Annotated in this window: 8 protein-coding genes; 6 read left to right on the top strand and 2 right to left on the bottom strand. The window is 61.1% G+C overall.

Annotated features, from left to right (window positions below; translation table 11 throughout):
• Nucleotides 1-333: 333 nt before the first annotated feature.
• Nucleotides 334-582, top strand: coding sequence for a hypothetical protein (locus HB676_RS33495; protein WP_213742795.1), 249 nt, complete (start codon nucleotides 334-336; stop codon nucleotides 580-582).
• Nucleotides 583-689: 107 nt separating this feature from the next.
• On the opposite strand, the gene HB676_RS33490 is transcribed toward HB676_RS33495, so the two are convergent.
• Nucleotides 690-998, bottom strand: coding sequence for a hypothetical protein (locus HB676_RS33490; RefSeq protein WP_213742794.1), 309 nt, complete (start codon nucleotides 996-998; stop codon nucleotides 690-692).
• 225 nt (nucleotides 999-1,223) lie between these two features.
• Nucleotides 1,224-1,502: a hypothetical protein gene (locus HB676_RS33485; protein ID WP_213742793.1), complete on the bottom strand. Its 279-nt coding sequence runs from the start codon at nucleotides 1,500-1,502 to the stop codon at nucleotides 1,224-1,226.
• A gap of 353 nt (nucleotides 1,503-1,855) precedes the next feature.
• Here HB676_RS33485 and HB676_RS33480 point away from each other — a divergent pair, with 353 nt between their 5' ends.
• From HB676_RS33480 to HB676_RS33460, 5 genes are all read left to right on the top strand, one after another.
• Nucleotides 1,856-3,046, top strand: a complete 1,191-nt coding sequence (locus HB676_RS33480; RefSeq protein WP_213742792.1) for an OpgC domain-containing protein — start codon at nucleotides 1,856-1,858, stop codon at nucleotides 3,044-3,046.
• Nucleotides 3,047-3,375: 329 nt separating this feature from the next.
• Nucleotides 3,376-3,576 carry a cold-shock protein gene (locus HB676_RS33475; protein ID WP_029584170.1) on the top strand — a complete coding sequence of 67 codons (201 nt, stop codon included), beginning with the start codon at nucleotides 3,376-3,378 and terminating at the stop codon, nucleotides 3,574-3,576.
• 286 nt (nucleotides 3,577-3,862) lie between these two features.
• Nucleotides 3,863-6,955 carry a bifunctional proline dehydrogenase/L-glutamate gamma-semialdehyde dehydrogenase PutA gene (putA, locus tag HB676_RS33470; RefSeq protein WP_213742791.1) on the top strand — a complete coding sequence of 1,031 codons (3,093 nt, stop codon included), beginning with the start codon at nucleotides 3,863-3,865 and terminating at the stop codon, nucleotides 6,953-6,955.
• 384 nt (nucleotides 6,956-7,339) lie between these two features.
• A complete protein-coding gene (locus HB676_RS33465; RefSeq protein WP_213742790.1) occupies nucleotides 7,340-8,545 on the top strand; it encodes a CoA transferase in 1,206 nt (401 codons plus the stop codon).
• 40 nt (nucleotides 8,546-8,585) lie between these two features.
• Entirely contained in the window at nucleotides 8,586-9,230 is a 645-nt protein-coding gene (locus HB676_RS33460) for a glutathione S-transferase family protein (protein WP_213742789.1), read from the top strand.
• The last annotated feature ends 90 nt before the right edge of the window (nucleotides 9,231-9,320 follow it).

Genomic DNA, 9,320 nt, shown 5'->3' with positions numbered 1-9,320 from the left:
CAGGATGAGGACTTGAGGTTCGTCGGTGTGTGCCATTGGCCTAATCGTGGCAACACCCGCAGGTCCCCTCATGGTGAGGAGCGCGTCTTCGCGCGTCTCGAACCATGAGCCACGAAGCCCATGAGCAACGAAGCCGCTGACATCCTCGCTGTGTGACCTCGCACACACCTGAACAGCCATTCATTGAATTGTCCCGAACCACACCCGGAAGCGGCGCGACTGATGGTCGTTAGGCAAGATTGCACCAGGCAAAGACCTTGCACCAAGCAAAGACCTGCACCATCAACCCCGCGCCGAAGATGCTTTCACGGCGCACATTCGAGGAGAACGATCATGTTTCGCAAATTGACGCTCGCACTCGTTGCCGCCGCTTCCCTCACCGCCATCGCGCTGGCTCCGTCCGCGGCTTCCGCCCATCCGATCGGTGGCGGATGGGGCGGCGGCTTCCACGGCTTTCATCACTTCCATGGCTTCGGCGTCGGTTACGCCGGTGGCGGCTATGACGACAGCGGATGCTACGTGACGCGTCGCGTGCCGACCCCCTACGGCTATCGCCTGCGGACCTTCAATGTCTGCGAGTGATCGCGACGTTTAGACAAACGACTCGGTTTTGAATCAAAAAACTCCGGCCACATTGGATGTGGCCGGAGTTTTCTTTGTAGGGACCGGCTAGGTCCAGGCTGAACCTTTTAGTTTGAGTTCCCTTCCGGGCTCATCGAGCGGTCGTAACTATCGTAGCCGTTGTAGTCGTTGTAATAGCCGTAGGAATTGCCGTAGTCGTAGTCAGGCGCGCCGTAGTAACCGTAGGCGGCGCCGCCGATGATGGAGCCTGCGATCAGTCCTGCTGCAACACCGGGGCCGACGCCGCCACGATAGCCGCCGCCATGGAAGTGGCCACCGCCGCCGTGACCGCCACGCATGCCGCCCGCGAAGGACGGCGATGCCGCCGCGAGTGAAAGGGCAACGGCGATCGCGCCAATGGTTTTGAACTTGGTCATGTTATTTCTCCATCCATAAATCAATGATGGGGAAACAACGAGACGCAGGACCGATGGTTCCGGACAGCCCCGGAATGATGAAGTTTTCATCTTCCCAGGCACGTGATCAATCTGTGACCAGATCGTGAGAAAATGCAGGAACAACCCGGAAATGATGCCCGTAATGCGGGAACATGGGTGGCCGGAGCTGGCTTTGTAGCTGCCGCCCAGATCCGGATCGAACGGCTAGTTTGAGTTTCCATTTTCATTCGTGGAGCGGTCGTAGATTTCGCGGCCGCCGTAGCCATAGGAATCGCCGTAGTGAGGCGCACCGTAGTAACCGTAGGCGCCGCGGAACGCCGAGCCTGCGATCAAGCCTGCCGCAACGCCGCGATAGCCACCGCCGTGCGCGAAGTGGGCGTGGCCACCGTGATGACCGCCCCGCTTGCCGGCTGCGAACGATGGCGACGCCGCTGCGAGTGAAACCGCAAGACAGACCGCGCCAATCGTTTTGAATTTTGTCATGTTATTCTCCGTCGATAAACCTTGATGGCCCAGCAACAGAGCCTAACACCGATGGTTCCGACGGCGCCCATCATGATGATGTTTTCATCTTCGCAATCGCGTGACCAAGTAGTGATCAGATTGAACAAGAATTCGGGAATAAATGAAGCCCGCGATACCTCGGCGCATGGCTGCGTTGCGCACTTCGGCGCGTGTTAAGGCTTAGACGTGATAATGAGCGGGTCACGCACGGCTCACGCAAAGTCTATTGGGACTGGGGCCGCCTGCACTATATGAAGCGATACCAAAGCATACTCACTGACACACCGGAATAATTAGTTCCGACGACATTTCCGAAATACGAAACAACGCTCATGACGATCAAGGCTGATCTCGCGCACAATGTGCGCGATGCGAGATTCGATCTGTTTCTTGGACTTGCGAACTGGTCGCTTTTCCTGGATCACATTCCCGATAATTTCGTGAACTGGATCACGATCCGGAATTTCGGATTCAGCGGTGCTGCGGACGCGTTCGTCTTCGTGATCGGCTATACCGTATCTCTGAGCTATGCCGGCATCATGCTGGAGCGCGGCACCCTCGTCGGCGTCACCCGGGTGATCAAGCGCGCATGGCAGCTCTATGCCGCCTATATCGTGCTGTTCGCGATCTACATCGTCACGATCGGAGATGTCGCGTCACGCTATGCCGCGCCTGACCTGTTTTACCAGTTCAACATCGCCGGCCTGGTCGATCAGCCGATCCGGACCATCGGCCACGGGTTGCTGCTGCAATCCAGGGCGCTGAACCTCGACGTGCTGCAGCTCTGCGTGCTGCTGATGGGATGCTTCCCCGTGGTGTTGTGGCTGATGCTGCGCAGGCCGGGCTTCACCATGGCCGGTTCCGTCGCGCTGTATTTTGCCGCCCGCCACTTTGGGTGGAATCTGGCGTCCTATCCCGATGGCACGTGGTATTTCAATCCATTTTGCTGGCAATTACTGTTCGTGTTTGGCGCCTGGTGCGCGCTCGAAGGAAGCAGGAAAAACTGGTCGTTTCTCAAATCGCCAGTGCTGCTCTATTTCGGCATCGCCTATTTGATCCTGGCGTTCGTGATGACGATGGCGGGACGCATTCCTGAATTCGGGAACATGTTCCCAAGCTGGCTGTTCGATGCGTTCAATCCCAATGACAAGGAAAACCTCGCGCCCTACCGCGTGCTGAACTTCGTCGTCATCGCATTTTTCGTGACACGGTTTATGTCAAGGGACTGGCGCGGATTGCAATGGCAGAGCTTCCAGCCGCTCATCATCTGCGGCCAGCAATCGCTTTCGGTGTTCTGCGTCGGCGTCTTTCTCTCGTTTGCCGCCCGTCTTGCGCTGGTGACCGGTTCCGGCTCGCTGCTGGTTCAGCTTTCGGTCTCCGGTTTCGGCATCGCCATCATGACGCTCGTCGCGCGCTACATCACCTGGTCCAAGCAGCAGGATCAGGCGCTGCAAGGCCGGGTATTTCGAAAACCGTCGCTGGAAGTTCCTGATCGCACCATGTTGGCGAGCGATCATCGATAAACGCGTTGCGGGCGATGTGCGCGGCTCCGGTGCTCTCGCCATTGCCCATTTTGACTCAAATTGAGCTATTTGCCGGCCCTCTTGTCCCGCATTTCCCGGCCTGGCGGAACGGTAGCCGGTCAACGCCAGGCGAGCGCGCAGCGCGACAAATGATCGCGAAACGGGCAAAAACTACAAATACGCCGCGATAATGATCGTTTTCCGCCGGAATCCGGGTGTCGTTTGCGCTATCAAGCGCGGTCCATACCGCGTATCGTGCGCCATCGGACATGCCGGTTTGCGGGGACCGGGGAGTTCGTTTTTGTTTTTGATCCCGCGGAGACGACGTGATGGCTAAAGGTACTGTGAAGTGGTTCAACGCGACCAAGGGTTTTGGATTCATCCAGCCCTCAAGTGGCGGCAAGGATGTTTTTGTTCATATTTCGGCGGTCGAGAAAGCTGGCCTTTCCTCGCTCAACGAAGGACAGACGGTCGAATACGAAGAAGTTGCCAACCGTGGCAAGACCTCGGCCGAAAACCTCAAGGTTTGATGCGCGAGCGATAGCGGCGCACTCTCGGACGCAATCCGGGAGTGGGGGCTTCCAACAAGATCTCAAAAAGACAAGCTCAATTGGCAAGAAAACTGGCAAGAGTGGGATCCGCTCTTGCGCATATTCGAACCGGCGCAGAACGCGTTGGTTCGGCCGCTTTATCCCTGTTGATTTATTTCAACGATCAAAACTTCAACGGCTGCGCCGCAGCCGCAATATTTTTGCGCCGGTGATACAATCGGACGCCGCCTGAGCGTAAGCTTCGAATCATGCGCCAGGGCATGCCATGCCGTTCGATCCCGCTTCCATTCCCCAGTTCATAGCGCCCTATGCGCCGGATGATGGCGTCATCGCGGCCCGGCTGCTCGCGACGGCGCGCCTCACGACGGAACAAGACCAGCGGATCGACCGCACCGCGACCCGGCTGATCGCAGCCATTCGCGCCGATGACGACCGGCTCGGCGGCGTCGAGGACATGCTGCGCGAATTTGCATTGTCTACCAAGGAGGGCCTCGCGCTGATGGTGCTCGCCGAGGCGCTGCTGCGCGTGCCCGATGCCCGCACCGCCGACCGGTTCATCGAAGACAAGCTCGGCGAAGGCGACTTCGTCCATCACGAAACAAAATCCAGCGCGTTTCTGGTCAATGCCTCGGCATGGGCGCTCGGGATGTCGGCGCGCGTGATCCAGCCCGGCGAAACCCCGCAAGGCACCATCGGCCGGCTCGCCAAGCGCCTCGGCGTTCCCGCCGTGCGCGCCGCGACAAGGCAGGCGATGCGGCTGATGGGCAGCCACTTCGTGCTCGGCGAAACCATCGAAGCCGCGCTCGCGCGCGCGGAACCGCATGCCAAGCGGGCCGCGCGCTATTCCTTCGACATGCTCGGCGAAGGCGCCCGGACCGCCGCCGATGCGACGCGCTATTTCAATTCCTATGCCAGCGCCATCGAAGCCATCGGCCGCGCCGCCGGCAGCCGCCCGCTGCCCGACCGGCCCGGCATCTCCGTCAAACTCTCCGCGCTGCATCCGCGGTTCGAGGCGCTGGGCCGCCGGCGGGTGATGACCGAACTGGTGCCGCGGCTGGTCGACCTCGCGTGCCGGGCCAAGACATATGATCTGAATTTCACCGTCGATGCCGAAGAAGCCGATCGGCTGGAACTGTCGCTTGAGGTGATCACGGCAGCGTTCGGTGACGCGTCGCTCACAGGCTGGGACGGTTTTGGGTTGGCTGTTCAGGCCTATCAGAAGCGCGCCGGTGACGTGATCGGCTATATCGCCGAACTCGCACGCGCGCTGGACCGGCGGATGATGGTGCGTCTGGTGAAAGGCGCCTATTGGGACACCGAGATCAAGCGTGCGCAGGAGCGTGGCCTTGCCGGCTATCCGGTATTCACGCGCAAGGCGATGACCGATCTCAATTACATTGCCTGCACGCGGCAATTGCTGGCGCTGCGGCCGCGACTCTTTCCGCAATTCGCCACCCACAATGCACTGACGGTCGCGACCGTTCTTGAACTGGCTGGCGGCGAAGGCGGCTTCGAGTTTCAGCGCCTGCACGGCATGGGCGACGCACTCTATGCGCAATTGAGTCACGATTATCCTGATCTCGCCTATCGGACCTATGCACCGGTCGGCAGCCACCGCGATCTCCTGGCCTATCTGGTGCGGCGTCTTCTGGAAAACGGCGCTAATTCGTCCTTTGTCGCGCTCGCGGCCGATGAAGCCGTGCCGGTGGCGACATTGCTGCGGCGCCCGGCGGATATGATTGGTGCGGCTGAAAATGCCTCGCATCCGAATATCCGCAACCCCCGCGATCTCTTTCAGCCGCAACGGCTGAACTCGCGCGGCATCGAATTCGGCGAGCGCGCGGCGTTGGGTGAGTTGCTTGCGGCGATCACGGCCGAAACTGCTCCTATCCCGGCGGCGCCCATCGTCAATGGCCAGACCATTGCCGGCGCCGCGCAAAATATCCTGAGCCCGATCGATGGCGCTACGCCGGTCGGAAGCGTCGTCGATGCGACGCCTGAAGACGTCGACGCGGCGATCTCAGCCGCACGCGCGGGTTTTTGGGATTGGAGCCGAACGCCCGCTGACAGGCGCGCGCAAATCCTGGAGCGCGCCGCACACCTGCTGGAGCAGCGCGCCTCGCGTTTTATGGCGCTGTTGCAACGCGAGGGCGGCAAGACGCTCGACGACGCGCTCTCCGAAGTGCGCGAGGCCATCGATTTCTGCCGCTATTATGCCGCGCAAGGCCGCGAGCTGTTCGGTACGGACAAAATCATGCCGGGACCGACCGGCGAGAGCAATGTGCTGCGGCTGCGCGGCCGCGGCGTCTTCGTCGCGATATCGCCGTGGAATTTTCCGCTGGCGATTTTCTCAGGCCAGATCACCGCCGCGCTGATGGCGGGCAATACGGTGGTGGCAAAGCCCGCCGAACAGACGCCGCTGATCGCGGCCGAGGCCATCCGGTTGCTGCATGAGGCTGGCGTGCCCGCTTCAGCATTGCATCTCGTGCCCGGCGACGGCCATATCGGCGCGGCGCTGACCGCGCATCCCGATATCGCAGGCGTCGTGTTCACCGGCTCGACCGAGGTCGCCCGCGCGATCAATCGCACGCTGGCCGCCAAGGACGGCCCGATCGTGCCGCTGATTGCCGAGACCGGCGGCATCAATGCGATGATCGTCGATGCCACCGCACTGCCCGAACAGGTCGCCGACGATGTCGTGATGTCGGCATTTCGTTCCGCCGGGCAGCGCTGCTCGGCATTGCGGTTGCTGTTCGTTCAGGACGACGTTGCGGATCGCATGGTCGAGATGATTTCAGGCGCCGCGCGTGAACTTACCATCGGCGATCCCGGCAATCCCGCTGTACAAATCGGGCCCGTGATCGACGCGGATGCCAAGCAGCGGCTCGACGCGCATATCGCGCGCATGAAACAGCAGGCCCGCGTCCATTTCGCGGGCGTCGCGCCATCCGGCCAATATGTCGCGCCGCATATTTTCGAGCTGTCCGACGCCAACCAACTGACGCAGGAAGTCTTTGGTCCCGTGCTGCATGTGGTGCGTTATCCTTCCGAGCATCTCGAACGCGTGCTGCAGGCCATCGAACGCTCCGGCTACGGATTGACGCTGGGCATTCACTCGCGGATCGACGATACCATCGAGGCCATCGCCGACCGCCTCCAAACCGGCAACATCTATGTCAACCGCAACATGATCGGCGCGGTGGTCGGCGTGCAGCCCTTCGGCGGTCACGGCCTGTCCGGCACCGGGCCCAAGGCCGGCGGTCCACATTATCTCGCGCGCTTTGCGACCGAGCAGACGGTGACGATCAACATTTCAGCCGCCGGCGGAAATGCCGCGCTGATGACGGACGGGGAGTAATCCTCCCGCGGAGGTCCTTACCCTCCCCTGCAGGGTAAGGCTATCGCTTATGAAGAAAGAGATTGGGCCTGCAGTCTTTGTGCGGCCATCCTTCGAGACGGCCGCCTACGGCGTCCCCTCAGGATGAGGACTCTCTGTGCGGCTAAATCTTGAACCCTCATGGTGAGGAGCCTCGTCTTCGAGGCGTCTCGAACCATGAGGCCCCAGGCGATTACCGCGGCGGAAAGTCATATGCGATAGCCTCCCAGGGGAGGGTAAGAAGCTCCCGTTGCATCGCCCAGCCAACATCGGTCAAATGCCGGCGAATCTGCCGCGGCGCGACAATAAATTCCACGGTGCGGAAACGACACGAAACAAAAGCAACAAGACGGGAGCGACGCCATCATGGAAGAAGGCATTTTCGAAGGCCTCAAGGTTCTGGATTGCGCGAGCTTCATCGCCGCTCCCGCGGCCGCGACCGTGCTGTCGGATTTCGGCGCGCAGGTGATCAAGATCGAACCGCCCGTAACAGGCGATCCCTACCGCAACCTGCCGAACCTGCCGGGATATCCCGTTAGCCCACATAATTACGCGTGGCTCTTGGAGGCCCGCAACAAGCGAAGTCTCGCGCTCGACCTCAGCAAACCGGAGGGTCAGGCCGTGCTGCATCGCCTCGTCGCCGAGGCCGATGTGTTCATCACCAATTTTCCGCCCGCGGTGCGCGAGCGGCTCGGGATGACCTATGCCGAACTGGCCCCGCTCAACGCGCGGCTGGTCTATGCGTCGTTCACCGGCTATGGCGAAAAGGGTGCGGAAGCCAACAAGCCCGGCTTCGACAGCAATGCCTATTGGGCACGCTCGGGCCTGATGGATCTGGTGCGCGCCGACGAAAACACCACGCCGGCGCGCTCGATTTCGGGCATGGGCGACCATCCCTGCGCGATGGCGTTTTACGGCGCGATCGTGACCGCGCTCTACAAGCGCGAACGCACCGGCAAGGGATCGCATGTCAGCTCGAACCTGATGGCCAATGGGGTGTGGGCCGCTTCGGTGTTGGCGCAGGCGAAATTATGCGGTGCGAAATTCGGCGAGCGGCGGCCGCGCGAACGCGCCCTCAACGCGGTCGTCAACCACTACAGATGCAGGGACGGGCGCTGGCTGATCCTCTCGCTGCTCAATGAAGACCGGCAATGGCCGTCGCTCGCCCGCTGCCTCGGACGCGAGGATTTGATCGCCGATGCGAGATTCGCCACCAAACCCGACCGCCATGCGCGCTCGCTGGAACTGATAAAAATCTTCGACGGAATCTTCGCCGGCAAGGATCTTGCCGAATGGCGCGGGATCCTCGACGGCAGCGGCCTGGTGTTTGGCGTGGTCGGCATCCTCGACGATATTCCGACCGACCGGCAGATGCTCGACAACGACGTGCTGGTGCCGTTCGAGGGTGACACGATGTTGACCGTCAACAGCCCGATCTGGGTCGACGGCAGCCCAAAAGTACCGCCGCGGCATCCGCCTGCGATCGGCGAGCACAGCGACGAAATCCTGCGCGAGACAGGCTATGACGAGGCCGCAATCCGGCAGTTGCGAAACGCAGGCGTGGTGGCGTGACCGGCGGCGTATACTGAAGGGAGCGACAGGGAATTTGCCGATGCCCACTTACAGACTGCATTATTTTCCGGAATCCGGAAACAGCTACAAGCTTGCATTGATGCTCACCCTCTGCGGCCAGACCTTCGAACCGGTATGGACCGACTTTGGCGGTGACGTGACGCGGACGCCGGAATGGCGCGAGCGCGTCAATCCAATGGGCGAAATCCCGGTGCTGGAGGTGGATGGCGAGCGCCTGACCCAGACCGCGCCGATCCTGCTCAAGCTCGCCGAGCAATACGGCCGATTCGGCGGCGATACCGCCGCAGAGAAGTTCGAAATATTACGCTGGCTGTTCTGGGACAATCACAAGCTGACCGGTTATATGGCGACCTACCGGTTTCAACGGACATTCCTGAAATCGCCAGACCCGCAAGTGCTGACTTTTTTCCGCAAGCGCATCGACGATTACCTGGGAATCCTCGACCGGCATTTGCAGCACAATGCGTTCGCGATCGGTGACCGGCCGACCATCGCCGATTTCTCGATGATCGCCTATCTTTCGTTTCCGACCGACGAGACCGGATATGATTTCGCCGTGAGCCATCCGGCGGTGAGCGCCTGGCTCGCCCGGGTCGCGCGCCTGCCCGGCTGGCGCTCGCCCTATGATCTGTTGCCCGGCAAGCGCCTCACGCATTACGCGTGAGGGTCGTTCTGAATCGATTGATCGCCACCGCTCCTGTGGCTTCATGGTTCGAGACGCGGCCCTTGGCCGCTCCTCACCATCAGGACCTCA

It is taken from the genome of Bradyrhizobium sp. dw_411, from assembly GCF_018449695.1.
Lineage (GTDB): Bacteria > Pseudomonadota > Alphaproteobacteria > Rhizobiales > Xanthobacteraceae > Bradyrhizobium.
Note: the sequence above shows the minus strand (reverse complement) of the source record. Positions and strands in the feature narration are given on the sequence as shown.